Origin of the sequence: Amorphoplanes digitatis (assembly GCF_014205335.1) — a bacterium.
Lineage (GTDB): Bacteria > Actinomycetota > Actinomycetes > Mycobacteriales > Micromonosporaceae > Actinoplanes > Actinoplanes digitatus.
The window spans coordinates 5,189,670-5,215,445 of record NZ_JACHNH010000001.1 but is presented as its reverse complement, the minus strand read 5'-3'; the positions used below and the strand labels follow the sequence as shown (position 1 = coordinate 5,215,445).

At 74.0% G+C, this 25,776-nt stretch carries 19 protein-coding genes and 1 pseudogene; 9 read left to right on the top strand and 11 right to left on the bottom strand.

Going from position 1 to position 25,776, the window contains the following annotated elements:
• The first annotated feature begins 42 nt into the window (after positions 1–42).
• From BJ971_RS22715 to BJ971_RS22705, 3 genes are all read left to right on the top strand, one after another.
• Positions 43–3,801, top strand: a complete 3,759-nt coding sequence (locus BJ971_RS22715; protein WP_239087422.1) for an ABC transporter permease — start codon at positions 43–45, stop codon at positions 3,799–3,801.
• The gene (locus BJ971_RS22710; protein ID WP_221478823.1) at positions 3,798–4,793 is read left to right on the top strand and encodes a metallophosphoesterase; all 996 of its coding nucleotides are present in this window, start codon (positions 3,798–3,800) and stop codon (positions 4,791–4,793) included. The genes BJ971_RS22715 and BJ971_RS22710 overlap by 4 nt, the downstream gene beginning before the upstream one ends.
• Positions 4,794–4,922: 129 nt before the next feature.
• Positions 4,923–7,253, top strand: a complete 2,331-nt coding sequence (locus BJ971_RS22705) for a glycosyl hydrolase family 28-related protein (RefSeq protein WP_184995250.1) — start codon at positions 4,923–4,925, stop codon at positions 7,251–7,253.
• A gap of 45 nt (positions 7,254–7,298) precedes the next feature.
• Here BJ971_RS22705 and BJ971_RS22700 read toward each other — a convergent pair whose 3' ends face one another.
• The 4 genes from BJ971_RS22700 to BJ971_RS22685 form a co-directional block, all read right to left on the bottom strand.
• Positions 7,299–8,438 (bottom strand): glycosyltransferase family 4 protein, encoded by a 1,140-nt coding sequence (locus tag BJ971_RS22700; RefSeq protein ID WP_184995249.1) that lies wholly within the window; start codon positions 8,436–8,438, stop codon positions 7,299–7,301.
• A complete protein-coding gene (locus BJ971_RS22695) occupies positions 8,435–9,289 on the bottom strand; it encodes a glycosyltransferase family 2 protein (RefSeq protein ID WP_184995248.1) in 855 nt (284 codons plus the stop codon). Before BJ971_RS22695 ends, BJ971_RS22700 begins: the two co-directional genes overlap by 4 nt.
• A gap of 79 nt (positions 9,290–9,368) precedes the next feature.
• Positions 9,369–10,517, bottom strand: coding sequence for a glycosyltransferase family 4 protein (locus BJ971_RS42235; RefSeq protein WP_184995247.1), 1,149 nt, complete (start codon positions 10,515–10,517; stop codon positions 9,369–9,371).
• Between the two features lie 13 nt (positions 10,518–10,530).
• On the bottom strand, positions 10,531–11,808 hold the full coding sequence (locus BJ971_RS22685; protein ID WP_184995246.1) for a lipopolysaccharide biosynthesis protein: 1,278 nt from the start codon (positions 11,806–11,808) through the stop codon (positions 10,531–10,533).
• 116 nt (positions 11,809–11,924) lie between these two features.
• Between BJ971_RS22685 and BJ971_RS22680 the strand changes: the two genes are divergently transcribed.
• Positions 11,925–13,340 carry a thymidylate kinase gene (locus tag BJ971_RS22680; protein ID WP_184995245.1) on the top strand — a complete coding sequence of 472 codons (1,416 nt, stop codon included), beginning with the start codon at positions 11,925–11,927 and terminating at the stop codon, positions 13,338–13,340.
• On the top strand, positions 13,337–15,577 hold the full coding sequence (locus BJ971_RS22675) for a hypothetical protein (RefSeq protein WP_239087421.1): 2,241 nt from the start codon (positions 13,337–13,339) through the stop codon (positions 15,575–15,577). Before BJ971_RS22680 ends, BJ971_RS22675 begins: the two co-directional genes overlap by 4 nt.
• On the opposite strand, the gene BJ971_RS22670 is transcribed toward BJ971_RS22675, so the two are convergent.
• On the bottom strand, positions 15,510–16,409 hold the full coding sequence (locus BJ971_RS22670) for a glycosyltransferase family 2 protein (protein WP_184995244.1): 900 nt from the start codon (positions 16,407–16,409) through the stop codon (positions 15,510–15,512). The genes BJ971_RS22675 and BJ971_RS22670 overlap by 68 nt on opposite strands.
• A gap of 120 nt (positions 16,410–16,529) precedes the next feature.
• Here BJ971_RS22670 and BJ971_RS22665 point away from each other — a divergent pair, with 120 nt between their 5' ends.
• Positions 16,530–17,111: a hypothetical protein gene (locus BJ971_RS22665; RefSeq protein ID WP_184995243.1), complete on the top strand. Its 582-nt coding sequence runs from the start codon at positions 16,530–16,532 to the stop codon at positions 17,109–17,111.
• A 91-nt stretch (positions 17,112–17,202) separates the two neighbouring features.
• On the opposite strand, the gene BJ971_RS42230 is transcribed toward BJ971_RS22665, so the two are convergent.
• From BJ971_RS42230 to BJ971_RS22635, 6 genes and pseudogenes are all read right to left on the bottom strand, one after another.
• Positions 17,203–17,892, bottom strand: a complete 690-nt coding sequence (locus BJ971_RS42230; RefSeq protein ID WP_184995242.1) for a response regulator transcription factor — start codon at positions 17,890–17,892, stop codon at positions 17,203–17,205.
• 68 nt (positions 17,893–17,960) lie between these two features.
• Positions 17,961–18,740, bottom strand: a complete 780-nt coding sequence (locus tag BJ971_RS22655) for an EAL domain-containing protein (protein WP_184995241.1) — start codon at positions 18,738–18,740, stop codon at positions 17,961–17,963.
• A 162-nt stretch (positions 18,741–18,902) separates the two neighbouring features.
• On the bottom strand, positions 18,903–19,346 hold the full coding sequence (locus BJ971_RS22650; RefSeq protein WP_184995240.1) for a glycosyltransferase family 2 protein: 444 nt from the start codon (positions 19,344–19,346) through the stop codon (positions 18,903–18,905).
• Between the two features lie 81 nt (positions 19,347–19,427).
• Entirely contained in the window at positions 19,428–19,994 is a 567-nt protein-coding gene (locus BJ971_RS22645; protein ID WP_239087427.1) for a TetR family transcriptional regulator, read from the bottom strand.
• Positions 19,967–21,316 (bottom strand): annotated as a pseudogene (locus BJ971_RS22640) (hypothetical protein); the annotation flags it as partial. The pseudogene BJ971_RS22640 and the gene BJ971_RS22645, both read right to left, overlap by 28 nt.
• Positions 21,313–22,197, bottom strand: coding sequence for a hypothetical protein (locus BJ971_RS22635; protein WP_377885270.1), 885 nt, complete (start codon positions 22,195–22,197; stop codon positions 21,313–21,315). The pseudogene BJ971_RS22640 and the gene BJ971_RS22635, both read right to left, overlap by 4 nt.
• Before the next feature lie 193 nt (positions 22,198–22,390).
• Between BJ971_RS22635 and BJ971_RS22630 the strand changes: the two genes are divergently transcribed.
• The 3 genes from BJ971_RS22630 (at position 22,391) to BJ971_RS22620 (ending at position 25,753) form a co-directional block, all read left to right on the top strand.
• Entirely contained in the window at positions 22,391–23,137 is a 747-nt protein-coding gene (locus tag BJ971_RS22630) for a hypothetical protein (protein ID WP_184995236.1), read from the top strand.
• Positions 23,138–23,211: 74 nt separating this feature from the next.
• A complete protein-coding gene (locus BJ971_RS22625) occupies positions 23,212–25,128 on the top strand; it encodes a glycoside hydrolase family 5 protein (protein WP_239087420.1) in 1,917 nt (638 codons plus the stop codon).
• A gap of 475 nt (positions 25,129–25,603) precedes the next feature.
• Positions 25,604–25,753 (top strand): hypothetical protein, encoded by a 150-nt coding sequence (locus BJ971_RS22620; protein ID WP_184995234.1) that lies wholly within the window; start codon positions 25,604–25,606, stop codon positions 25,751–25,753.
• Positions 25,754–25,776: the final 23 nt, after the last annotated feature.

Below are 25,776 nucleotides of genomic sequence, written 5' to 3'. Positions count from 1 at the left end.
CGGGCCGCGCCGCGGACGTGTTCGACGAGGAGGGGTGGCCAGGTGCGACGGCTCCTCCCGCGCTCCGCGTGGCCGGCCTCGCGGCCCTACCTGATCGTCCTCGCGCTCAACGCGCTCATCGTCAGCCAGTGGTTCCGCACCGGCACGTTCATCGCCGGCGGCGACATGGGCGCGTTCATCCGGCGCGGCTGGGCACCCGAGGCGACCTGGGCCTGGAACCATCAGACCACCGGCACCGGCTCGGCCGGGTACACCATGGCGCGGGGCTTCGAGTTCGTCCTGATCTACCTGTGCCGGGCCGTCGGGCTCACCGAGTACTCCGCGCAGTGGCTGTTCTATATCTGCATCTACGGGCTCGTCGGCTTCGGCGTGGCGTACCTGGCCGGCGCGTTCGTGCGCAACCAGGCGGCGATCGTGACGGCCGGCGCGTTCGGCCTGCTCAACGGCTTCTTCCTAACCCGGCTGCCGAACCCGCTGAACATCATCTCGGTCGGCTCGGTCGCCCTGATCACCGGCATCGCGATGCGGGTCGCGCAGGGCCGGCGGGTGCCGACGCCGATCGCCGGTTTCGCGCTGATGCCCACCTCGTTCCTCGCCTTCAACCCGCCGATGCTGGTGGTGGCCTACGCGTGGGCGGTCGGCGGCACCCCGCTGCTCGCCGCGCTGGTGCTGGGCCGCAAGCCGGCGGCGCGCCTGCTGAAGTGGTTCGTGTTCGCCGCGCCGTGGGCCATCGGGCTCAACGCGTACTGGCTGGTCCCGCTCGCGCAGAGCTTCGTCGGCGGCGGCGGCGCCACCGCGAACGCCACCTTCACCGACCCGACGAACTGGTCCTGGTCGCAGGTCAACAACGTGCCGCAGAACATCATCACGATGGTGGCCAACTGGGCCTGGTTCCGCCCGCAGTACCTGCCGTTCGCCGCGGACCTGGACCGGCCGTGGTGGCTCTGGATCCGCTACCTGCTGCCCGCGCTGGTGTTCCTGGCGCCGCTGCTGGCGCCGCGGCGGCTGCGCCGGGTCGCGTTCGGCCTGATCACCCTGGTCCTGGTGTTCGTGTTCCTGGCCAAGGGCCTGCGGCCGCCGTTCTCCGAGATCAACATGTTCCTGTACCAGCACGCGCCGGGCTTCTGGCTGTTCCGGGAGCCGATGAGCAAGCTGGGTCAGCTGCTCATCCTCTTCTTCGCCACGCTGCTCGCCATCGGCGTCGAGGGCACGGTGCTGCGGCTGAGGTCCCTGCCCCGCCTGCGGCTGCCGGGGTGGCCGCGGCGGCTGGCGTACGCCGGATCGGTCGTCCCGCTGCTGCTCGTGCTCGCCTATCCGTACCCGCTCTACACCGGCGGGGTGATGCCCGACGAGCGGCCGACCCAGCCGTCCACCCACGTGCGGGTCCCGGACGTGTGGTGGGACATGGCCGCACACATCGACGCCGACGAGCGGCCGGGCAAGGTGCTCGTCCTGCCGCTTGACGACTACTACCAGATGCCCACGACCTGGGGTTTCTTCGGCGCGGACAGCATCGCCAACCTGCTCATCGAGCACCCGGTCGTGGCGCCGAAGCCCGGCGGCTACTTCGGCGACGTGCCCGGCTTCGGCGCCGACGTGCACGCCGTGGAGACCGCGCTGCTCGCCGGCGACCTGGCGCCGGTGCCCAAGCTGCTCGACGCCATCGGGGTCAGCCGGGTCATCGTGCGGCACGACCTCGTCCGCGGCCTGCCCAACCGGTACTTCGCCGACGACCGCATCCTGGGCGCGGCGATGAGCCGGGTGCCCGGCGGGGAGCTCGCCGTCGACGGCACGTTGCAGCTGTTCCAGTTCAACGGCGGCGTCAGCCCCACCATGCGCACCTACGACCGGGTCCTGGACGCGCCGGCCCGCCCCGACGCGGGCGCCGCGGTGCTCGGCACGGTCGACACCCGTACGGCGATCGCCGCGCGCAAGGACACCTCGCCGGTCGCCCTGAGCCCCCAGGTGGACGACACCGTCACGGTCACGCCGGACGTCGTGCACTGGCCGGTGCCGGCCGTGGACAGCGGCACGCCCACCACGACCGTCGACATCGCGACGGCCGGCCGCTACACGCTCGCGCAGCGGGCCCGCGCGGCCGCGGTGCTCACGCCCCGCGTGGACGCCGCGAGGTCGCTGCTGCTGCTGGAGGACCCGACCGTGGTGAAGGTCGACGGCAAGGCCGTCTCCCGCCGCCCGGTCCTGGCGGTGCCGACACCCGCCGGCCGGAAGATCAAGGCGATAAGCACGGGCGGCCGTACCGTCTCGCTGGACGGCGCGGGCACCGCGGCGACGGTGCCGGTCGGCTCCGCGACCGACATCACCCTGCTGGCGAGCGCGCCGAAGCCGGCCGACACCACCGGGTATTCCCCGGTCTTCGACTGCAACAACTACGAGCCCCGGCCGTGGAAGGAGCTGGGGTTCACCCGGACCGTCACGGACACGGCGGCGGGCCGCACCGTGCGGCTCAGCGCCGCCGACCACGCCGCCTGCACCAAGGTGGTGGTCCGCAAGGCGGTACCGGGTCAGCTGTACCGGGTCCGCCTGGAGTACCGCAGCGTCACCGGCGCCCGCCCGCAGATCTGCCTGTGGCAGGCCGGGGTCGCCGGGTGCGAGCTGAGCGCCCGCCCGGTGCTCGACGACAAGTGGTCCACCTACGAGAAGACCGTCACGATGGACAGCCTCGCGGACGAGCTCCAGATCATCCTGCACGCCGACGTCGGCGAGCGGCTCAAGCCGAAGACGGTCACCGAGTACCGCAACCTGACCGTCGACGCGCTGGAGCCGGTCGACACCAAGACGGTCTTCCCGCCGGCCGTGCCCGAGGTCAAGGTGCACCTCACCGCGGGAAGTCACGAGTTGCGCGTAGAGGGCGGCATGTCCGGTTCGGCGCTCGCGCCGTTCGAGCCGCTGAACGACTGCTACCGCTACGACGACCAGACCGCCGAGCAGGCCGGGCTGGAGGCCGAGTCGGCCGTCGGCGCGGACGGGGAGACCACCTACACCCTCAAGGCGGTGCGGCACCTGGCCTGCATCGGCGCACCCGTCGCGGACATGGGCGCGTCGTCGCTGTACGAGCTGTCCCTCGAGGCGCGCAGCGTCGCCCTGCGCAACCCCAAGTTCTGCCTGTACCTGCGCGGCCCCGACCTGTGCCGCACGCTGCCGGCGGTGGCGCTGTACCAGGGCTGGACGTCGTACGAGGCGCTGGTCCCGCCCGACCCGGCCGCCGTCGACACCCGGCTCTACCTGTACGGGCTGCGCGACCTCGAGGAGGAGCGTCAGTCGCAGGTGGAGTATCGCGGGGTGCGGCTGCGCCCGGTGGCCACCACCAGCGCGATCGTGCTGGTGCGCGACGCCACGCCGGGTGATCGCTCCACGGTGGACTTCAAGATGGAGAATCCGGCCCGGTTCACCGGCACGATCACCAGCCCCGGCACCGTCACCGCGGTCGCGCTCGCCGAGAACGCCGCGCCCGGCTGGGTGCTCAGCGGCGTCAAGGGTGCCCGGAAGGTGACCCTCCAGGGCTGGATGAGCGGCTGGGTGCTGCCCGAGGGCGGCGGCACCGTGACCATGCAGTACGCACCGGCCGTGACCAGCCGCTACGCGATGTACCTGCTGCCGGTCGCGGTCGCCGCGTCCCTGTTGTTCATGTACGCGTTCCGGCTGCCCGCCGACCGCCCCGGGCTGTGGGCGATCCGGAACCGCTGGAACCGGCGGATGGGGTTGCTGCTGGCCCGCCGGCCGCGGCTGCGCCCGATGCTGCGCCCCGTGCTGCGCAAGCTGTGGAGGCGGTCCCGATGATCGGTAGTGCGCGCAGGCGGATCGGCGGTGTGCGCCGCCGCCGGCTGGTGGCGGCCGTCGCGCTGGTCGTGGTGCTGGTCCTCGCGGCGCTGGCATCGCTCAGCCGCTGCTCCACCGTGCCGGACGTCGTCCGGGTGGTCGCGGTCGGCGACATGGCCTGCGATCCGGACGACCCGGACTTCGCCACCGGCGCGAACGACCACTGTCGACACAAGCAGGTCTCGGACCTGGCGGTCGCGCTGAACCCGGACGTGCTGCTCGGCCTCGGCGACTACCAGTACGAGATGCCGACCCTGGAGGCGTACCGCACCGTGTACGGGCCGAGCTTCGGGCGGCTGCTGAGCCGCACCGTGCCGGTCGTCGGCAACCAGGAGTACAAGGTGCAGGACGCCAACTCGTACACCACGTACTTCGGCAAGCAGGTCAAGGACCCCGTCGGCTACTGGTCGCAGGAGATCGGCAGGTGGCACCTGGTGGTGCTCAACTCCAACTGCGCGGCGGTCGCCGGCGGCTGCGGCAAGGGATCGCCGCAGCAGACCTGGCTCGACGAGGACCTGAGGAAGACCGACCGCAAGTGCGTGATCGCCGCGTGGCACCACCCCCGCTGGTCGTCCGGCATCGCCGGCACCGACTCCCGCACCGCGGAGCTCTTCCGCACCCTCTACGAGCACCGGGTCGAACTGGTCCTCTCCGGCCACGAGGCCGACTACGAGCGGTTCGCCCCGCTCAACCCCGCGGGCAAGAACGACCCGCTCGGGGTGCGGCAGTACGTGGTCGGCACGGGCGGCCAGGCGCACTACCGCCCGGGCCCCAACGACGGCGGGCGCGACGAGCACGGCAAGCCGCCGCGGGGCGCCGTCAAGGGCGAGTTCGCGGACTTCGACCACCACGGCGTCCTCGACCTGGAACTGCGCCCGGACTCGTGGAGCTGGAGCTTCCGGGCGGTCGGCGCCGACCAGCCGCTCGACCGGGGCGAGGCGAACTGCCGATGACACCGGCGAAGAGCCGGCGCACCCGGGACTGATCTCCCACACCGTGCCACCCCCGCGACCCACGTCGCGGGGGCTTTGCCCTGTTCCCGCCGCAGGTCCCGATCCGGCGGGCAATCGAATGGAGAAACCTTGATCAGGAAATCCCCTCGGGCGTTGGTGGTGCTCGGCGCGACCGCGCTGACCACCCTCGGCGCCCAGCTCGCGTTCACACCGGCGGCACCGGCGTCGGTGCCGGAGGGGCCGGGGTACTCCCTGTCCCCGACGGTCGGCGACCCGGCACTGACCGCGGAGGCCTGCGCGGCCGACCCGGGCTGCGCGGTTGCCGCCGCGCCGCGCGGTGGCGGCCTTGACGACTACGCCGCGCTCAACGCCGCGATCACCGCGGCGGCCGCCCGCGGCACCTCCGCCGCACCGGCCACCGTGTTCCTGCCGGCCGGCGTCTTCACCCTGACCAAGGCGCTGAACCTGAAGCCGAACGTCAACCTGCGCGGCCGGGGCATGACCGAGACCACGCTGGTCATCGCGCCCGGCAGCCACGTGAACTTCAAGAACTCGTTCATCGTGCGGCCCGACTTCAACGCCACACCCGTCGCGGACAGCACCAACCTGATCTCGGACCTCGCGGTGAACGGCAACTGCAAGGCCGGCGCCGGGCTGACCGACGAGGTCGTCCCGCCGTCCAAGACCTGCGACCACGGCGCCGGCACCAACGCGGGCGGCGGCGTCTCGGCCGGCGACCGGTGGACCGTTCAGCACGTCCGGTTCACCAACGTCGAGTACTTCAAGCTGTGGATCCGGGGCACCACCGGCGTGCGGGCCATCGACAACCGCTTCGACAACCGCGGCGGCGCCGGCTCCGGCGACGAGGACAACGTCGGCGGCGGCGGCAACGCCACCGACACGGTGGTGGCGGACAACCAGTTCGACGGCACCGAACTCGGCAACGCCCTGGACTTCACCAACGCCAAGGGCCTGGTGTTCCACCACAACACCGTGTACGCCGACCCGGCGATGCTCACCTCGTTCAAGCGGGACGACAACGGCTCGGTCTACCTGGAGGCGGTCACCGACTCCACGGTGAGCGAGAACCTGTTCAACGGCGGGCACCTCGTTCTCAAGACCAACGTCGGTTACACCCCGACCGGCACCAACAAGGACGTCACCAACCCGGCGCGCAACATCGTGCGCGACAACCGGATCGTGGGCTCCTACTGGGCCGGCATCACGGTGAACTACCACGACTACAAGGACCCCGACCTCACCATCGGCCGGGTCGACGCGTACGTGGACCCCGCCGACACCACGAACCACACGGTGTGGTCCGGCGGCGGCAACGTGATCACCGGGAACAGCATCGAGAACCCGGCCGAGTCCGGCATCCTCGTGTACGGCTGCTACGAGGCCGCCAAGAGCATGGCCGACACCATCGCCGGCAACGTCATCACGGGTGCCGGTCAGGACGGTACGAGCAGCTACGGCACCGGCTGCGGCACCTTCGAGACGGTCGGCATCGGGCTGGGCGCCGGGCGCGGCGACAAGATCTACGGCAACGTCGTCACCGGCGGCACGAACACCTGGTACGGCGTCCAGATCGGGTCCCGCACGGCCACCACCACACCGGTCGGCACCGTGCTCACCGACCCTACCGGCACCTACCCGGACAACTCCTTCTTCGGCCACTTCGTGGTCGGCGACTACCGGTACGGGAAGAACACCCCGGAGACGGTCGAGGCGCAGCCCGCCGTCAGCACCCCGGAGGGGGTCAAGCTGAGCTGGAAGGACGTCTACGCGCTGCCCGACGTCTTCGTCGGCGGCTACCGGGTCTACCGCAACGGCGAGCTCGTGGCCGACCTGCCCGCGGGCGGGGAGATCCCCGCCAACCTGATGTCGGGTGACGCGGTCACGCTGGAGAACGGCCTCGGCGGCTGGACCGCCGCCAGCCGCACGTCGGTCAGCCGGATCACCGGCCCGGCCGCCCCGGGTGTCGGTGCCGCCTCGCTGGCGCTGACGACCACCGGTGCCGGCCAGATCGGTGCGGCCGGCCCGCTGACCCCGGTCACCGCGGGCCAGTCGTACACCGCGGTGGCCTCCTACAAGGCGCAGGGCGCAGGCCGCAAGGCGCGTACCGGCATCGCGTGGTTCGACGCGGCCGGGGTTGCGGTCGGCACGAAGCCGTACAGCACAAACAGCTTCACGTACGACGGCATGGACCGCTGGATCAACAGCACGGTCACGGCGACGGCCCCGGCCGGTGCGGCCTACGCCAAGGTGCTGTCGGCGATCGACAACGCAGTGGTCGGTGAGGTCCACCTGATGGATCGCATCGGGCTGGTCGCCGGCAACGTCACCGAGGGCTGGACCGACACGCAGGGCTCGGGCCCGTACGACATCGTCGCCTACCAGGTCGGCGGCCCGGCGGGCAGCGAGTACTCGATTCCCACCCGGGTATCGGCGCCGTAGTCCGAACGCGGCGCCGCCCCGGTGACGGGGCGGCGCCGCCAGGTCCTAGGACCGCAGCACGGCGGCGTACGCGTCGGCGGTCGTCTCGGCGACCCGGGCCCAGCCCATCCGCTGCGTCGCCGACTCCAGCCCCGCCTTTGCGTACCGCTGCCAGCTCTGCTCGTCGCGCAGCAGGGTGACCAGCGCGCGGGCCAGGGCCGGCGGGTCGGCCGGCGGCACGGAAAGGCCGTTCACGCCGTCCTCGAGGACCGCGCGGACGCAGGCGACGTCGGTGCCGACCACGGGCAGGCCGACGGCCATCGCCTCGACCAGCGCCATCGCCGGCGGCGAGGTGGTGTAGTCGAACTTGAACGGCCAGGTACCCACCTGCGCGGCGGCCAGCTCGGCCAGCAGGTCGGGCACGGGCTCGGTGACCACCTCGATGGCGTCGCCGGCCGCGCCGGCCCGGGCCAGGATCCGCGGCAGCTCCGGCCGGGGTATCAGCAGCAGCCGCAGCCGCGCGCCGGGTACCGCCGCCCGGACCCGGGTGAACGCGGCCAGCAGGGTGTCCAGGCCGCGGACGCTCTCCGCCCGGCCGGCGAAGACGATCGTCGGCCGCTCGGCGTCGAAGCGCGCCCGGCGCGGGTCGACCGGCGCGCCGGAGCTGAACCGGACCACGTTCAGGCCACGCCGGCGGCCGAGCCGGTCGGCGACCCGGGGGTCGGGGGTGAGCACGGTGGTCACCCCGGCCCGGCGCAGCGCGGCGGCGGCGAGCGGGACCGGTAGGACCGTGGTCACCAGGACCCGGGCCCGCAGCACGTTCGAGGCGCGCATCTCCGAGACGGTGGCCCGCCGCCACGCGCCCGGTCCGGGCAGCGTCGGCCACGCGTACGCGGTGAGCAGCTTGGGGTACGGCCGCAGCACCGGCAGCAGGGCCAGGAACGGGCCGAGCGCGCCGGCGTGCAGGTGCACCAGGTCCGGCCCGATCCGCCGCAGCGCCTCGCGCAGCTCGTCGGAGCGGCCGAGCGGGAACGTCTCCAGCGCGCCGCCGATCTCGTGCACGCCGGCGAACGCGTCCTGGCCGTCGAGCGCGTGGGTGGTGACGAGGTGGTGCTCGCCGGGCACCCGGGCGGCCATCTCGGTGACCGTGCGGCCCATCGCCTCCTTGGCGGAGAACTCGGCGATCACGTGCGCCACTCTGGTCACGCCGGGCCCCCGTGCCGCACCGCGAGGCGGTGCCGCACCTGGCCGACCGCGCCGGAGCCGAACTCGCCGACCTTCATCACCCACAGGCCGCCGTAGAGCAGCGGGTGCGAGAAGGCGTACGGGAAGTTCCTCAGGTACAGGCCGAAGCGGTGGAAGATGTTCGTCTGCCACCGGAACGCCTCCGGGTGCGCGGTGGCGAAGAGGTCGGCGGTGCCGGAGTACCCCAGCTTCTTGCGCATGGTCTTCTGGAGCCGCAGGTCGCCCTCGTTGTGGTAGAGGAAGTTGCGGGTGCGGCCGACCGCGTACCCGGCCTTGCGTACCCGCAGGTCGAAGTCCTTGTCCTCGGAGAAGACCATCCGCTCGTCGTGGCCGCCGAGCCGGTCGTAGACCGCGCGCCGCACGCAGCGCAGCGACTCGATCTCCTCCACCCCGTCGTAGATCTTCTTCTCCAGCCACTTGCACCGGGCCCAGAACGTGGTGCCGAACGCCTCCTCGGGGATGACCAGGGCGTCGTACCCGCCGGCGAGCAGCTCGACGCACTCGCCGAGCAGGCCGGGGGTGACCTTCATGTCGGAGTCCAGGTGCAGCAGGATCGATCCCCGCGCCTCGGCCGCGCCGCGCTTGCGGCCCTGCGCCATCGAGTGGTTCTCCCGCAGGTAGGTCACGTCCAGGCCGTCGGCCCGGAACTGTTCGGTCAGCGCCCGGGTGCCGTCCGTCGAGCGCAGGTCGTCGTTGATGATCACCTCGAAGTCGCGGTACTCCGAGGTGAGGCACGCGCCCAGGAAGTCACGCAGCAGCGGCGCGCTGTTGTAGGCGGGAACGATCACCGACACCACGGGGTGGCTTGTCATCGGGCAGTCTCCAAGGCTCCTGCGGGGCATTGCTCGTATTATGAGCCGCTTTCACCGCTTCGAGACCGATATCGCCGGGTCAGGCGTCGGCGCTGTGCAGTCGGCTCTCCTGCGCACGCCGGCTCTCGACCACGGTCGTGGCGTGCACGCCACGCGGCACCCGGGCGTGCTCCTCCACCGCGGCCAGGAGGGTCTCGGCGACCTCGTCCCAGTCGTGCGCACCGCCGTTCGGCAGCGCGGGGAACGGCTCGTTCATCCGGGACGGCAGCAGCTCGGCCAGCCGGCGCGCCAGCGCCGCCGGCTCCGGCGGCACCACGACGCCGCGCGCGGCCCGCGTCGAGTCGCGCAGGCCCGGCACGTCGTACGCGATGGTCGGCGTGCCCAGCGCGGCGGCCTCGGTGACGACCAGGCCCCAGCCCTCGCGGACGCTCGTCGCGAGGTGGATGTGCGCCCGGGCCATCCGGTCGTGCTTGACCTCCTCGGAGACCCGGCCGAGGAACTCGACGCCCTCCGGGGCGGCCGCGCGCAGCTTGGCCAGCATGGGTCCGCCGCCGATCATCCAGAGCCGCAGGTCGGGGATCTCCCGGCGGGCCGAGCGCACCGCCTCGATCACGTCCCACGGGCGCTTGTAGCTGACCATCCGGCCGCAGAACACGGCGGTCGGCCGCGCCTCCTTGGCGACCGACGGCAGGACCGGCGGCGACTCGTAGCCCTCCGGCACGACCGTGACGTCGTGTGCGCCGAAGCGGGCCAGCGCGTCGCGCGTCGAGTCCGACACCGCCAGGATCGGCGACCCGGCCATCCGGCGCATCCACGCCGGCTCGAGCAGGTACCGGCCGAGGTGCGCGGCCAGCGGCGGCGCGTTGTGGTGCCAGATCTCCTCGCAGGTCTGGTGCACCAGCGCGACGGTGCGGGCGCCGTCGTCGACCCACTCGTGCGCGCGGAACGGCACGGTGTTCGTCTCGTCGACGACCACGTCGAAGCGGCCCCGGCCGTAGCGCCGCCACCAGCGGCGGGCCTCGCGGTACACGGTGAACCGGCTGCCGGCGCGCACCACCCGGTAGCCGTCGACGATCTCGGCGGTGGGCTGCCCGGCGACGGCCGCGGCGAACAGGGTCACCTCGTGGCCGGCCCGCACCCAGCGGCGCAGGACCTGCTCGGTGTACACCTCCGCGCCGCCCGCGGCCGGGTGCTTGAGGTCGCGCCAGTTGAGAACGAGGATGCGCACGGGGCCTCCGGGGTCAGGCCGCGGTCGCGGCGGTAGGTGAACGATCGGCGCCGCCGGCGACGACCTGAGCCTTCGGGCGCGGTCCGCGGGCCCACTGCCGGCCCTCCAGCGCGGCCATCAGCAGCAGCGTCGGCAGGAGGGCGGCGGCCGAGCAGGCGGCGATCTGCGCCGCCGAGCCGTGCCACACCTCGATGAGCGCGATCTCCAGCACGGCGCCCGCCCAGGGGACCACGATCGTGCGCGACCGGCGGGCCAGCGCGGCGTGGGTGAGCACCGACACCAGGCAGGTCAGCGCCGCGACGCTCGCCAGCGCGCGGACCAGCCCGGCCGCGTCGGCGTACCCGTCGCCGTAGAGCACGGTCAGCACCAGCGACGGCACCGCGACGATCACCGCGGCGCCCAGCACGGCCGGCGCGGCGACGGCGGCGCCGCTGGTGAGCAGCGCCCGCCCCCGCCCGGCGGTCGGCCAGGCGGCGAGCAGCCGCGGGAAGACGGCTGCCATGATCCCCGCCGGCAGCGCCAGCACGGTCTTGGCGACGGTGGCGGCGGCAACGTAGGAGCCGGAGGCGGCGTCGCCCAGGTGGTGGCGGGCGAGCAGCAGGTCGGCGGTGGAGAACAGGAACATGCCGGTGACCGCGATCCCGGCGTACGCGACGGCGCCGAGCCGCAGCCCCGGGCTGCCCGCCGGACCGGCCGGTACGCGCAGCCGCCGGGCCGCGAGGAGCAGGGCGGCGAGCTCGGAGACGATGGTGCCGGCCAGCGCGCCGGAGACGCCGAACGGCACGACGAGCACCAGCCCCAGCGTCAGCCGGACCACGGTGGCGACCAGGTAGGTCATCGCGACCGTGCCCACCCGCCGGGCGCCGAGCAGCAGCCCGCGGGCCGCCGCGGTCACGGCGGCCACGATCAGGTACGGGGCCAGCTGCGCGGCCTCGGCGAGCGAGGCCAGGTGGAAGTAGTCGCGCAGCAGCGGCGCGCCGGCGAGGACGACGAGCGCCGGCGGCACGGACCACAGGGCGACCGAGCGCAGCGTACGGCGGATCGTGTCCCGGGTCAGGCCGTGCTCCGCGACCAGGGCCGAGGCGGCGGTCTGCAACGCGCCGAGCGGCACGCCCAGCATCACCATCGCGCTGAGCACCGCGCCGAGCGCGCCGTACGAGCCGGGATCCATCAGCCGGCCGACCACCGCGTGGAAGGCGAGGTTGCCCGCGCTCTGCACGGCGACGGCGACCGCGATCGGCGCGGCGCCCAGGGCGGCGAGGCGCGCGAGGCGGCCGGCAAGCAGGGTCACACCGTCTCTATCGACGACCGGGGCGCCGACCTGTCCGATTGTTGAGCGTTGTTGAGCGAACCTGGTCACGAAACCACGGACGCGGGGCCGGGCCCGGGGTCCATAATCGGGATGAAATGACTGATTATCGGCAACGAGCGGCCCGAATCGGCCGGCCCGGCCTGCTGGCGGCCGTCGCCGCCGCCCTCGACGCCGGCGGGCGGCCCTGGGCCTGGCAGGGCGAGGCGGGCGCGGCCGAGCGCTGGGCGGCCGACACCGGGCCCAAGGACCTCGACATCTGGTACGCCGCGCCGCCGTCGGACGGCGACCCGGTCGACGTGCTCGCCCGCGGGTACGCCGGCGCCCGGGTGGCGCAGGCGCACGACCCGCGCCGGCTGCGGCACGTGAGCCTGTCGATCGAGACCGCCACCGGCCCGGCCGTCGTCGACGTGACCTACGGCCACCTGTGCGTCGGGCCCGTGCTGCTCGTGCCTGTCACGCAGGTCACCACCGATCCGGCCACCCACCGGCTCACCGGCGTCGCCGCGGTCGCGGACCTGCTGGTCCGCCCGGTCCTGCGCGGCCGGGTGCCGCACCGGCACCGCCTCGACGAGGCGCGCGCCGCCTGGGTGGCGTCCGCACCCGGTCACCGCGAGGACTTCGCCCGGCGCCTCGCCGGGCAGCTCGGCCCCCGGGTCGCCGCCGAGCTGATCGCCGTCGCCGCCGGCGCGCCGCCCGCCGCCGACCTGACCCGGCGGGCCCGGCTGCGCCTGGCCGCCCGGAGCCTGGCGCCCACCGTGGTGGCGTCCACCTGGGCGCAGCGCCGCACGGTGGTGCCGGCGCTGTGGGCCGCCGGCCCGCTGGGCCTGCGCGCCCGCGGCGTCGTCGTCGCCCTGGTCGGCACGGACGGCTCCGGCAAGTCGACCGTCGCCGACGGGCTGCGCGAACGCCTGCACCGCTACGGGCTGCACACCAGCGCGGCGTACTTCGGCATGGCCCGGGGCAACCTGCCCGGCGTCGCCCTGGCCCGCCGCGTGCTCCGGGTCGGCTCCACCGCGCCGACGCCGGACGACGCCGCGCCGTCCCGGGTGCCGGCCACCGCGGCGGCGCCGGTGCCGTCCGACCACGCCGGGCTGCGCCGCGCGGCCGCGTGGTTCTACGCCGGCGAGTACCTCTGGCGTTACCTGAGCACGGTCGCGCCGGCGGTGGCCCGCCGCCGCGTGGTGATCGCCGACCGCTGGGTGTACGACCTGCGTGAGTCGCCGTGGCCCGGCTCCCGCGCCGCACGCTTCGCCGAACGGGTGGTGCCGGCGCCGGACGTGCTGGTCCTGCCGGACGCGCCGGCCGAGCTCATCCACGCCCGCAAGCCCGAGCGCAGCCTCACTGAGCAGGCGGGCCAGCAGCAGCGGTTCCGGGGACTGCTCGCCGAGCATCCCGCCCGGCACGCCGAGGTGGTCGTCGACACCTCCGGCCTGGTCGCCGATCCGCTGGCGCAGCTGGTCGCCGAGGTGGTGCAGGCGGTACACGGACCGCCGCGCCGCCGCCACCGGTGACGGCCGGACCGAAACGGGCCGGGGGCGCGCGGCCGGACCGGCGCGGGTCCGGCGCCCCTCCGGACGGGCTGCCGGACCGGCGGCGGCCCGGCGGCGGGCGGCGCGACACCCGGCTGACCGCCGAGTCGGCGCTGCTCGGCCTGGTCGCCGGTCTGATCGTCGTCGCGCCGTGGACCCGCGACGGATACCTGCTGCTGCTCGACTGGGTGTCCGGGCCGCACCAGGCCGTCGCGGCGGGCCTGTACGGCCTCGACCCGGCCGCGCTCGACGCGCTGCCGTACCGGCTGTTCACGCACGGGCTGCGTACCGTCGTCGGCGCGGGCGCGACGGGCTGGCTGATCGTCCTGTGCTACTTCCCGATCGTCGCGTCCGGGGTGTCCGCGCTCGCCGGCGGCGGCCGGGTGCGGCGCTACTTCGCGGCCCTGTTCGCGTGCTGCAACCCGTACGTCGTCGAGCGCGTCCAGGCCGGCCACGTCGCCTTCCTGCTCTCCGTCGGCCTGCTGAGCTGGCTGCTGGCCTCCGCGGTCTGGGCGCGGCGGCGCCGCGTGTGGTTCGCCGCCCGGCCCGCGGTCTGGTACGCGCTGGCCATGGTCGTCGGCCCGCACGCCGCCTGGCTGGGCGGGGCCTGCCTGCTCGCGGTGGCGCTGCTGCCGCGGCCGGGGCGCAAGGATCTCGTCCGCACCGCCCTGATCATCGCCTTCGCCGGGTGCGTCTACGCGTACGCGGTCGCGGTCATGCTGAACGCGATCCTGACCGTGCGGGTCGGCGGCCGGGAGCTGGAGGCGTACGCACCGCACGCCGGGCCCGGCGGGATGCTGCCGACGCTGCTGTCGCTGCGCGGATTCTGGCGCGGCGCCGCCGACAGCAGCCCGCAGGTCGCCCTGGGATTCGTGCCCGTGGTCGTCATGGCGACGGCCGCCGTCTGGGGCCTGGTCCGGCTCTGCCGCCGTGACCCGGTGGCCGGCGCGCCGGTGTCCGCGATCGCCGTCTGCGGCCTGCTGCTCGGCGCCGGCATACACGGCCCGCTGGCCGCGGTGTACCGGTGGGCGTTCGACGTCGTGCCCCTCTTCGCCGCGATGCGCGAGCAGCAGAAGTGGCTCGCGCTGACCATGCTGGCCTACGCCGTCGGCATCGGCGTCACCGCGGAGGCGCTCTACTACGCCTGCCGCCGGGCCGGCCGCCCCGCCCGGGTCCGCGTGGCCGCCGGCGCCGCGCTGCTGGCGGTCGCGGGCGCCTACGCCGCCGTCGCGCCGTCGCTCGCGTGGGGCCTCGGCGGCAGCGTCCGGGTGAGCCGGTACCCGGAGTCCTGGTACACGGCCGACAAGATCATGGGTAACGGCACCGGAGGCGTGCTCTTCCTGCCCTGGCACCTGTACCAGCCGTTCGGCTTCACCGACGGGCGCACCATCGCCACGCCGGCCGGCGCCTTCTTCCGCCGGCCCGTGTTCAGCAGCGACGCCGTCGAGCTCGGTGCGGTGCGGACGAACTCGGACTCGCTGCGCACGGCGTACGTGCAGCGCCTGCTCGCCGACGGCGTCACACAGGGCTTCGGCCGCCTGATCGCCCCGCTCGGCATCAGCTACGTCGTGCTGGCGCGGGACCGGGAGGCCGACGAGTACGCCTGGCTGGAGACCCAGAACGACCTGCGCCGGGTGCTGAGCACCCCGGACCTAGAGGTCTACCGCGTCGAGGTGACCGGAACCGGCCGGGTGGTCGGCGCCCGGACGGGCGGCTACGACGAGGCGGTCGACCTGGCCGCGCGGGGCGTGCTGGGCAGCGAGGCGATGCTGCCGGGCGGCCCGGAGCGGGGACCCCTGCCCTCGGCCGCGTCCGGCGGGATACACCGGGTCACCTCCACGAGCTGGCGGGTGCACGCCGGCGCGCCGGGCTGGGTGGTGATCCCCGAGGAGTGGTCATCGGGCTGGGCGGCGGGTGGCCTGCCCGCCCGGCGGACGGCGGCCGGTACGGTCGCGGTCGATGCCCGCGCCGAGGCGGTGACGGTGCACTACACGCCGTGGCGGTGGCTGCGGCTCGGGCTGTACGTGTCCCTGGTGGCGATCGCGGCGCTGCTGCTGTCGGGGCTGGTGGAGCACCGGCGTGACCTGTTGCGCTGGTGGAACACGCCGCGCCTGGAGCGCCGCGGCCGGGCCGGGCCGGGTGAACCGGAGGTCAGGCGGCCTCGGCGACCTGACCGGTCCACGAGTTCGCGGCGGCGGGGGCGTTCGGGCGGGTCGTGACCGCGGCGGCGGTGGCGACCGGGCGGTACTGGCGGGTCAGGTGCAGGCGGCCGAAGATGACGAACGTGTCGCGGATGGTGCGCAGGATCGCCTTGGAGGAGACCGTCGAGCCGGCGACCCGCTCCTCGAGCCGGACCGGCGCGCCGACGAAGCCGCGGATGCCGGCCGCCTTGGCGGCGACGAAGAACTCGAGGTCGAAGGCGAAGCGGCGCTCGCGCAGCCGGGGCAGCAGGTCGGCCAGCACGTCGCGGCGCAGCACCTTGCAGCCGGTCTGGGTGTCGCGCATCCCGAGCAGGAACAGCAGCGCCACGAGCGTGGAGTAGAACATCGACACCAGCTTGCGGAACGGCGAGGAGGCGCTCGCGGAGCCGGCGTGCCGCTTGTCGGCGTAGACGCCCGCGTGGTCGCCCTCGCGCGCCAGGCGCAGGTACTCGGTCAGGTGGCTCGGGTCGATGTCGCCGTCGGCGTCGACGAAGCCGACCCAGGCGCCGCGCGCGGCGGCGAAGCCCAGGTGCAGCGCGCCGCCCTTGCCCTGGTTGACGCCGCTGTCGATGACCCGGACGCCGGGCAGGCCGGCGAGGGTGCGCTCGGAGCCGTCGGTCGAGCCGTCCGAGACCGCGATGACCTCGTACCCGACCTGCTCGGCGGCGAGGCTCTGCACCAGCCGGGCCACCGTCGGGCGCAGCGCGGCGCCCGGGTTGTAGAACGGCACCACGACGGTGAGCTCGACGGCCGGGTCGGCCGCTGCCCACAACCGCGAGGCGTTGAAGAGCGCCGGGCGGACGGGGGCGGTAGCGGTCGAAGCGGGGGAGGAGAGCAGCGTCGCGGTCATGCCGTGTTGTTCGGCGGGCAACCTCAACGCAACCTCTACCCGGCTTCAAGCCGGGAGCAAGGATCGGTACGGTGCCCGGCGGGAACCGGTTTGGCAACCGGGGCGTGTCACTATCGGGCCATGATCAGTCACCGTCCCCGCCGTCTTGGCCCCTTCCTGCTGGCCGCCGCGGCGCTGGGCGCGTTCACCGGACCGGGCGCCGCGCTGGCCGACGGGCCGGGCTACGGCGGCACCGCCGACGCGCTCACCGTGCAGTGGCGGCCGCACGCGGCCGCCGGCGACGGGCTGGCCGTCTACGCCCTCGGCTTCAAGGGCGGATCACCGGTGAACCTGCGGGTCGGCGCCGCCGCGGAGCGGACCGTCGTCGCGGACGCCGCCGGCGCGCTGCGCGTCCTGGTCGTCAGCGCCGCCGCGACCCCCGCGCCCGCGCCGACGCCGGACACCACCGTGCTGCCGGTCACCGACGGCTCGACGGACCGCCTCTCCTCCGGCACGAGCGTGCTCGCGGTGGGCACGACCCCGGCCGGCGCGATGCGGACGCTCGTCGGCTCGGTCCCGCCGGAACAGGCCGGCCGGGGCATTCAGGACCTGGCGTGGTGGGCCGCCGCCGCCGCGGCGCTCGGCGCCGTGGCGTTCCGGTACCGCCGCCGCGGCCTCGCCACGGTGACCGGCGTCGTCGAGCGCCTGCGGCGCCGCGGCTGAGCCGCACCCGCGGTGCCCGGTGACCGGGTCCGGATACGACGAGGCCCACGCGCACCCGGTGCGCGTGGGCCTTTCGTACGGGTACGGAAGATCAGGGCTCGAAGCGGTAGCCCACGCCACGCACCGTGCGGATGTGCCGGGGCGCCGAGGCGGACTCGCCAAGCTTCTTCCGCAGGTTGCCGACGTGCACGTCGATGATGTGGTCGTCGCCGTACCAGTTGTCGCCCCAGACGTCCTCGAGCAGCTGGCCGCGGGTGAACGTGCGGCGCGGCGCGGAGGAGAGCAGGTCCAGGAAGCCGAACTCGATCTTGGTGAGCTCCAGCACCCGGCCGTCGAGGGTCACCTCGCGGACGTCGGGGTCGATGCGCAGCAGGCCGTACTCGCGGACCGCCGTGCTCGCCGCCGCCGCCGAGCTGCGGGGCCGGCGGCGCATCGCCTGGATGCGGGCGGCCAGCTCGCGGGGCGAGAAGGGCTTGGTGACGTAGTCGTCGGCGCCGACGGACAGGCCGACGATCTTGTCGACCTCGTCGGTGCGGCCGGTGACCATGACGATGTAGGCGTCGGTGAACTGCCGGATCTGGCGGCACACCTCGATGCCGTCGACGTCGGGCAGGCCGAGGTCGAGGATGGCGATGTCCGGGCGCTCCTTCTGCGCCTGTTCCACCGCGCCCTTGCCGTCGGTCGCGACGACGACGTCGAAGCCCTCCTTCTCCAGGAGGTGCTGGCAGAGCAGCATGAATTCGGGTGAGTCCTCGACGACGAGCGCGCGCGGCCTGGCCACGTGACCTCCAGTCTTCCTGACGAGCTGAGGGGACGGCACCGCGCACGGGGGTGGCGCGGTTCCGAGTCCTATCGGTCGGTCCGGCGGGAAACGAAGATTTCGCCGGCAGGTAGGCCCGTGGCGGTGATCTCGGCCCGGTCCGGCAGCGGCCCGGGCCGCGCCATGAAGTAGCCCTGCCCGAGCGTGACACCGAGCGCCTGGAGCTTCTCGTGCTCGGCGACGGTCTCGATGCCCTCGGCGATCAGCATGGCGCCGATGTCCTTCGCGAAGCCGACGAGCGAGCGCGCGAGGGCCATGCGGACCGGGTCGGTGTCGACGCCGCGGGTGAGGGTGATGTCGAGCTTGATGATGTCCGGGCGCAGCTGGAGGATGTGGCTCAGGCTGGCGAAGCCGGCGCCGGCGTCGTCGACGGCGATCAGGATGCCGGCGGCGCGCAGCTCCTCGGTGACCTTCACCAGCGTCGGGTAGTCGTGCACCTGGGTGTGCTCGGTCAGCTCGACGGCGATGCCGCGCTCGCAATGTTCGAGCAGGGTGGTGTGCACCCGCGGATCCAGCAGGGCCTCCACCGACAGGTTCGCGCTCAGCCAGGCCTCGGCCGGCATCTCGTCGAGGTACGCGAACGCCCGCTCGAGCGCGAGCAGTTCCAGGTCGACGCCGACGCCGGCCGCCAGCGCGGCGGCGAACGCGTCCGCCGGGTTGGGGAAGTGCGCCTTGTCGAACCGCGCGAGGGCCTCGTACGCCTTGACCACGCCGTCCTCGAGGCGGACTACCGGCTGGAACGTCGGCTGGATCGCCTGCGAGTGGATGACTTCCCGGAGGTTGCGCATGGCAGGCGCGTTGAGGGTCATGGTTCATGGTTCGGCAGCGACCCTCAAGGCAGGCTCAACCCGGTTTCAAGTCCACGGCAAGTCTCGACCGGGCCCGGACATGAACTGACCCCGGCGCGCGTGGGGGGCGCGGGCCGGGGTCAGGGGTTCGGGGTGGGACGGGTGGAGCGGGTGGTGCGAGGCTCAGGCCGCCACCGCGAGGGCGGCGTTCTCGCGGGCGCGGTGCAGGCACTCGATCAGCTCGTGCGGGTCGATCTCGGTCTCCATGTCCGCGTCGACGTCGATGCAGCCGACCCACTCGCCGCCGGCGGCGGCGATGCCGGACTGGAGGGCGGCGCCCTTGTCCTGGAGGTCGGGGTCGGCGATGACCCGCAGCCAGGGCAGGCCGTCGAGGGTGCGCGCCGAGCCGTCGCGCGTGCCGCCGGGGACGGCGATCATCTCGAACGAGATGTTCTGCGCGTACAGGGTCTCGGCGACCCGCTCGATCGCGCGGCGCAGCGTGGCGCCGGGGTTGTGGAAGGGGACGACGACGGAGAACTCGACGGCCGCCTCGCCCGCAGACGAAGCCTGCTGGGCGGGACCGGCGACGACGAACGGGGGAACGGCGATGAGGCGGGCGACAGTCATGCCCCGTAGTTCGGCGCGCTACCTCAACGCCGTCTCAGGCCGTTCTCAAGCCGGGCGCAAAGCTTCGCCGGGTGGCTGAAGTCAGCGCCCGCCGCGCGTGAGACGCCTGCGCAGCGCGCGCCGCGCGAGCGGCCCGAGGTCGTCCATGACCTCGATGAGCACCGCGAGCCGGTCGAGGGCGGCGAGCGCCTGGCCGGCGCCCGCCTCGTCGACGCCTTCGTACAGCTCGAGGCCGATGAACGCGGCCGAGACGGCCCGGGCCAGGCCGGGCACGTCGGCGATCTCCGCGGCGGGGGACCCGGCCAGCAGCCGGTCCAGCACCTTCTCGATCTCCACGACCCACAGCCGCAGGGCCGCCGCCGTGGTCTCGGCGATGCGCTCGCTGTGCTGCCCGGCGGCGAGCATGTGCGCCAGCACCGACACGTTGCCCTGCCGCACCTCCTCGGCGTGCAGCATGCGACCCACCCGTAGCAGCTCGCGCAGCGAGGTCACCGCCGCGAAATGCTCGGTGTACGCCGCGACGCGGGCCAGCGTCGCCTGCCGGCACGCGGCGGCGAGGAGCTCCTCCACCGTGCCGTAGTGGTAGAACACCAGCGCCTGGTTGACCCCGGCCGCCGCCGCGATCGTGCGCGCCGAGACGCCGGCGATGCCGTGCTCGCCCAGCGCGGCCAGGGTGCCGTCGAGGAGCCGCTGCTTGGTGTCGGTCATCCCTCTCCTAAGGCGTGCGCCGCCGGCCCGGCCGGGTGCGGCGGTGCGATCAGCGCGTCGGTGACGAGTTGCGCGAGCCGGTCGACGACCGGCAGTTGCAGGAACCACCCGGCGTACGCCCAGCCGAGCGTGACATGCCCCAGTCCGCGCGCCACCGCCGCCACCCCCGACGCGGGCACGTCGCCCGGCCCGGTGTATCGGGCCCGCCACAGCGGCACCGGGCTGTCCCGGGCGGGCAGCACGCGCAGGCCCGGCCCGCGGCGGCGGAAGAACCCGGCGACCGCGGTGCACGGCCCGCAGTCGTCGTCGAGCCACAGCCGGCCCGGCGGCCCCACCTCGTACGGCCGCAGCCGCGGCGACCAGTCCCGTACCTGCCGCCGATATGCCGCCCACGCGGCGCCGTGCCGGCGGCGCATGTCCTGGCGTTCGTGCGGCGCCGCGACGGCCGCGGCGAAGACGACCGAGATGAGCGAGCCCGCCGCCAGCGTCAGGCTCTGTGTCGCGGCCGCGAGCAGTAGCAGGAGCAGGGTGGCGCTGAGCTGCATCGGGTTGGCGAGATAGGCGTACGGCCCGGTGGTGACCAGGCGCCGCGGCGGATCCCAGGGGAACGGGGTGCCGCCGCCGTGCGTCACGAACTCGCGCACCGCCGCAAGCGCCGGCACCGCCAGCGCGACGGCGGCCTGTGCCAGCACCGGCAGCCACCCGGCGGGCACCCGGTCCCAGCCGCCGTCGCCCAGGGTGAACGCCGCCGTCGGCAGCAGCCAGAAGACCAGCCCGGTGAAGACGACGAGTTGCAGCAGCGCCCGTCCCGCCAGCCGCCGCCGGTCCGCCGTCCAGCGCCCGAGCAGCTGGGCCGGCAGCGCCACCGCCGCAAGCCCGAGCAGCTCACCGGCCGGCCAGCGCGGCCCGAGGTGCACCAGGAGCGGATCCAGCGCGGGCATCGCCACCATGTCGACCCAGAACACCAGGCCCAGCAGCACCGGCAGCGGCGCGGCGCGGCGCAGCAGCACAGGCAGCGGCCCCCACAGCACCGCCCAGCCGAGCCACAGGTCGACCGGCAGGCCGCGGTAGGAGCCGTCGAGGTGTGCGAAGGCGTACCAGCCGGCGGGGCCGGCGGCCTCGTGCAGCGCGGCGATCCCGACCAGCGCGGCGAGGAAGGCGAGGAGCGCACCGGCGCGTTCGCGCGGCTCCCGCCGCGCCCGCGCGGCGATCAGGACCGCGAGCGCCGGCAGCGCCAGGCACAGGTAGCGGGCCGTCGTCACGGCAGGGCCAGCATGTCGAGCAGGTGCTCGCCGCCGGCGTGCATGAGGCGGTCCTGGATCGGCCCGAAGTACCAGGACGGATCGAGGCGCCGCTGGTACGACAGCACGACCGTCACCTCGGTCCGGCCTGCGCCGGCGTCATGCCAGCGCACCGAGGCGCCGCGCCAGCGCAGCCAGCGTGCGGTGATCGTGTCGTCCGAGACCACGTCGAAGTCGATGCGCCGCGGTTCGGCCGCGCGCACCCGCGTGACGATCGCGCCGCCCGCGCCGTGCGAGCTGCCGTGGTAGCCGAACATCCACCGGTCGCCGGGCTCGAGCCCGGCGCCCATCACGTGTTCCGGCGCCGGCGCGCCCAGCAGCCGTAGCGGGAGCGGGCCGACGGCCACCGGCCGGGGCCCGGCCGCCAGCCGTTCGCGCACCGCGGCCGGATCGAGCGCGACCACCCGGCTGACCTCGACCGACTGGTCCGGCCGGATCCGCAGGTCCGGGCTGGTGCCCTCGATCCCGCCGGCCAGCAGCAGCGGCAGCGGCAGGATGGCCAGCGCGCGGGTGCCTCCCTGGCGGGCCATCCGGATCACGGCCGCGGTGCCGTGTGCGACGGCATAGACCAGCGGTGACGCGATCAGGACGCAGATGGCGCCCTCGTGCAGGGCGACGGCCGCGAGCAGCAGCGCGATCGTGGTCAGCCGGAAGACGCGGCCGTGGGTGGTCCGCCCCGGTGTCAGGGCGAGCGCGGCGGCCAGCAGCGCCGGGAGCACCACGAAGAGCAGGGCGCTGTCGGCCCGGCCGCTGGACACCGTGTAGCAGAAGGCCGCGAGCCCGAACGCGGCGATCAGCCCCGCCAGGATCCAGTTGGCCCGGCCCGGGCGTGGTTTCCGCATTGTCATCCTCAACCCCCGACTTGAGCGGTCGCTCAAAACTCTGCGGGGATGCTACACACGACTTGAGCGATCGCTCAAGTCGCTCCTGAGCAGGCGTTATTTGCAGCGAACCGGACGGGCGATACGTTTGCGGTTGATACCTGACGGGGTGCACGAACGACGTCGTCACGCCAATGATCCGAGGGAAGCCAGCATGGAGTCGTACACCATCACGGTCCTGCCCAACGACGGCAGCGGTAACAGCACCACCCTGGTCGTGGAGACCTCCGGTGATCAGGTCTGCATCACCGACGTCCGGCTGCACGCGCCGGGCGGTCTCACCGGCGGCAAGCTTCCGACGATCGATTTCGGTCTGCTGCTCAAGGCCGTTGCCCCGGCGGCCGCCCGGGCGGTGATCGAGTCCGGGTCCGAGCCCTCGCGGGCCGCCGTCGCGGCGCCGCCGCCCGGTCCCGCCGTCGTGGCGCCGCCGCCCGGTCCCGCCGCCGCGGAACCGCCTCCCGCCGCCGCGCCCGGGCCCGCCAACGACGACGCTCAGCCGGCGCCCGTCGCCGTGCCCCGGGCCCGCCGCGCCAAGCGGACACCCGCACCGGCACCCGCCGCCATCCGTAATGCCGCCGCGACGAAGGCCGCCGCGAAGACGACCGCCGCGAAGACGACCGCCGCGAGGAAGGTCGCCGTGAAGAAGGCCCCCGCGCCCAAGATCGCGGCGCCCAAGGTGGCCGTGAAACGCGCCGCGCGCGGGTCGGCGCCCGCGCGGAAGCCGGCGACGAAGGGCGGCGCCGCCGCGGCGGCCGACAGCCGGGCGTACCGGCGCATGCCGGACGACCTCGCCGCCGTGTACCGGCAGGCCGGCACGGCGGCCGCCATCGCGGACCACTACGACGTCCCCCGGCACACCGTGCAGGGCTGGCTCCGGCGGCTGAGGTCGGCCGGCAGCTGACCCACGGGTGTTCCCTTTCGGGCACGCTTGGCCTTAGATATAGACAAAGGCCAATGCTGTGGCTTGGGGGATCTGTGATCGTCTCGCGTCCCGCCGTTCGCGTCCCGCTCCTCTGCCTGCTCCTCACCCTCTCCGCGCTGCCGGCCCTGCCCGCGGCCGGCGCCGCGGCGGCCAACGGCCCGGCCGCCGCCGGCCCGGCCGCCGCGGGCTGGACGGCACCGCTGAGCACCCGCGGCCGCTACATCGTCGACGCCGACGGAATGCGGTTCAAGCTGATCTCCGGCAACTGGCACGGCGCCAGCGGAACCTGGAACGGCTCGGGCGACGACGCCGACGACGCCAACCACCACGCCGGCGAGAACGCGGGCCGGGTACCGCTCGGCCTCGACCGGGCGCCGCTCGCCGAGATCGTCGCCGGCTTCCGGTCGATCGGCCTCAACAGCCTGCGGCTCCCGTTCTCCGGCGAGATGCTGCACGACACCCGGCCGGTGACCGACGCGGCCGTCGCGGCCAACCCCGGGTTCCGGGGCATGACCCCGCTGCGGGTGTACGACGAGGTGGTCGCGGCGGCGACCGCCGCCGGGCTCGCGGTGATCATCAACAACCACACGAACACCACGCGCTGGTGCTGCGGCGTCGACGGCAACGAGCGGTGGAACGCGAGCCAGTCCACGGCGCACTGGGAGGACGACTGGCTCTTCATGGTCCGGCGCTACCGGGACAACCCCCGGGTGGTCGGCGCCGACCTCTACAACGAGGTACGCCGCTCGGTCTGGGACGACCCGAACTGGGGCGGCGGCGACGACCACGACTGGTTCGCCGCCTCCCAGCGGCTCGGCGACCGGATCCTGCGCGAGGCCAACCCGAACCTGCTGATCATCGTCGAGGGCATCAACTGGACCGGCATCCCGGTCGACGGCTTCGCGCACGGACGCCCGACGCTGCGGCCGGCCGCCACGCTCTCGCACACCCTCGTGCGGTCCGGCAAACTGGTCTACGCGGCGCACTTCTACGACTACACCGGGCCGAACCACACCGGCGCGACCGGTGTCGGCGAGACCAGCGACCCGCGGTACCGCGACCTGAGCCGCGCCGACCTCGCCGCCGTCCTGTACCGCGACGCGTTCTACGTGGGCGCCGAGCCCGGCCGGCACTTCACCGCCCCGGTGTGGATCAGCGAGTTCGGCGTGGACGGGAACGCGGCGCCCGGCTCGAAGCAGCGCGACTGGTTCGCCGCCTTCACCGACCAGCTCGTACAGGCCGACGCCGACTTCGCCTACTGGCCGGCGGTCGGCTGGGCCGAGAAGCGCGCCACGAACGGCTGGGCGCTGCTCCACTGGGACCGCGACGGCCGCCGCACCGGCCCCTACGACGGCGGCGACTGGCGGGCCGGGGACTGGAGCAGGCTGGTCACCTCCGCCGCCCGCACCGGGTACATCGACCCGGTGCCGCACTGGTCGATGCTGAGCCCGGACCACGGCGACTTCGTCCAGTCGCTGCGCATGCGCGACCGGCCGGACTGGGACTCCGGGGCCCGCAAGGCGGTCTGCCCGGACGGGCAGCGGCTGCTCGGCCTGGCGCACACCGGCAACCGGGGCCTGTGCACCGACACGACCGCCGGGGACCTGTGGGCACCCTCTGCGGCACACCAGGTCGTCACCGACGAGCGCCACGTCACCGGCGACTGGGCCGGTGGATACACCAAGCTCCAGTGCCCGTCCGGCTCCTTCGTCATCGGGTACGCGGTCCGCGGCGCCGCGGTGTCCAGCGTGCTGTGCGCGACGGCGACGACCGCGCTGTCGGGCAGCGGCCGGACGGTGTGGTTCGACCGCGGCGACAACCGCCCGGCGGGCAACCCGGGCGGCGACTTCGCCACCGGCAACTACAAGGGCCAGTGCGGCGCCGACGAGTACGTGGCCGGCATCGCGTACACCGCCCGGCTGTTCTCCTCCCGTACCCCCGACGCCCTCTACTGCCGACGGCTCACCTAGCCCGCGTCGGATCGATGACAGACGTCCCCGCCGAATGGGGCGAGAGTCAATTCGGTGGCCGCCGAGCCGGCACCCGGCGCCCTGGTGCCGAGGCAGCGCGATCTGGCAGGTCAGCCCGGAGGGCAGCGGTCGTCAATGCGCACACTGGGCATGCGGTGGCTCGGCCCGATCCTCGCGGTCGGCGCATGGCTGGCATGCCTGATCGTCCTCGGCCTGACCACGCCCGCGCCGCGGGCTGACGACAGCGACACAGGTTCGGCCGGTGACATCACCGCCGACACCGGCCCGGCCGCCGGGGCCGACGCCGACGACGTTCCGGCGCCGGAACCCGTCCTCGAGCTCCCGATGGTCTATCCAGCCTGGTACGAGCGCGTCCCACCGGACCGGACGCTGAGTATCGCGGCGACTGTCACGGAGACCTCGACGTACACCGCTCGCTGGCGAATCGGGTACACGGTGCGTACCAGGGCTGGCCGTGCAGGCGGCCCTGCCGTGGCGCCGAATCCGGCGGATCGGCTTCCGGGCTCTGGTCGCGCCGCTGCTCGTGGTGCTGATCACGGCGGCCTCCGCGGGGGCCACGTTGCTGGTCAACGCTCTACTGACCAACTGGATCCCGGGCAAGTGACCGACGTGTCCCACCGTCGGATC

Coding starts and splice junctions, on each gene's coding strand:
- BJ971_RS22680 (WP_184995245.1), top strand. CDS start 11,925: ATGACTGATTATCGGCAACGAGCGGCCCGAATCGGCCGGCCCGGCCTG.
- BJ971_RS22695 (WP_184995248.1), bottom strand. CDS start 9,289: ATGACAAGCCACCCCGTGGTGTCGGTGATCGTTCCCGCCTACAACAGC.
- BJ971_RS22650 (WP_184995240.1), bottom strand. CDS start 19,346: ATGACTGTCGCCCGCCTCATCGCCGTTCCCCCGTTCGTCGTCGCCGGT.
- BJ971_RS22665 (WP_184995243.1), top strand. CDS start 16,530: ATGATCAGTCACCGTCCCCGCCGTCTTGGCCCCTTCCTGCTGGCCGCC.
- BJ971_RS22655 (WP_184995241.1), bottom strand. CDS start 18,740: ATGACCCTCAACGCGCCTGCCATGCGCAACCTCCGGGAAGTCATCCAC.
- BJ971_RS22630 (WP_184995236.1), top strand. CDS start 22,391: ATGGAGTCGTACACCATCACGGTCCTGCCCAACGACGGCAGCGGTAAC.
- BJ971_RS22710 (WP_221478823.1), top strand. CDS start 3,798: ATGATCGGTAGTGCGCGCAGGCGGATCGGCGGTGTGCGCCGCCGCCGG.
- BJ971_RS22635 (WP_377885270.1), bottom strand. CDS start 22,197: ATGCGGAAACCACGCCCGGGCCGGGCCAACTGGATCCTGGCGGGGCTG.
- BJ971_RS22670 (WP_184995244.1), bottom strand. CDS start 16,409: ATGACCGCGACGCTGCTCTCCTCCCCCGCTTCGACCGCTACCGCCCCC.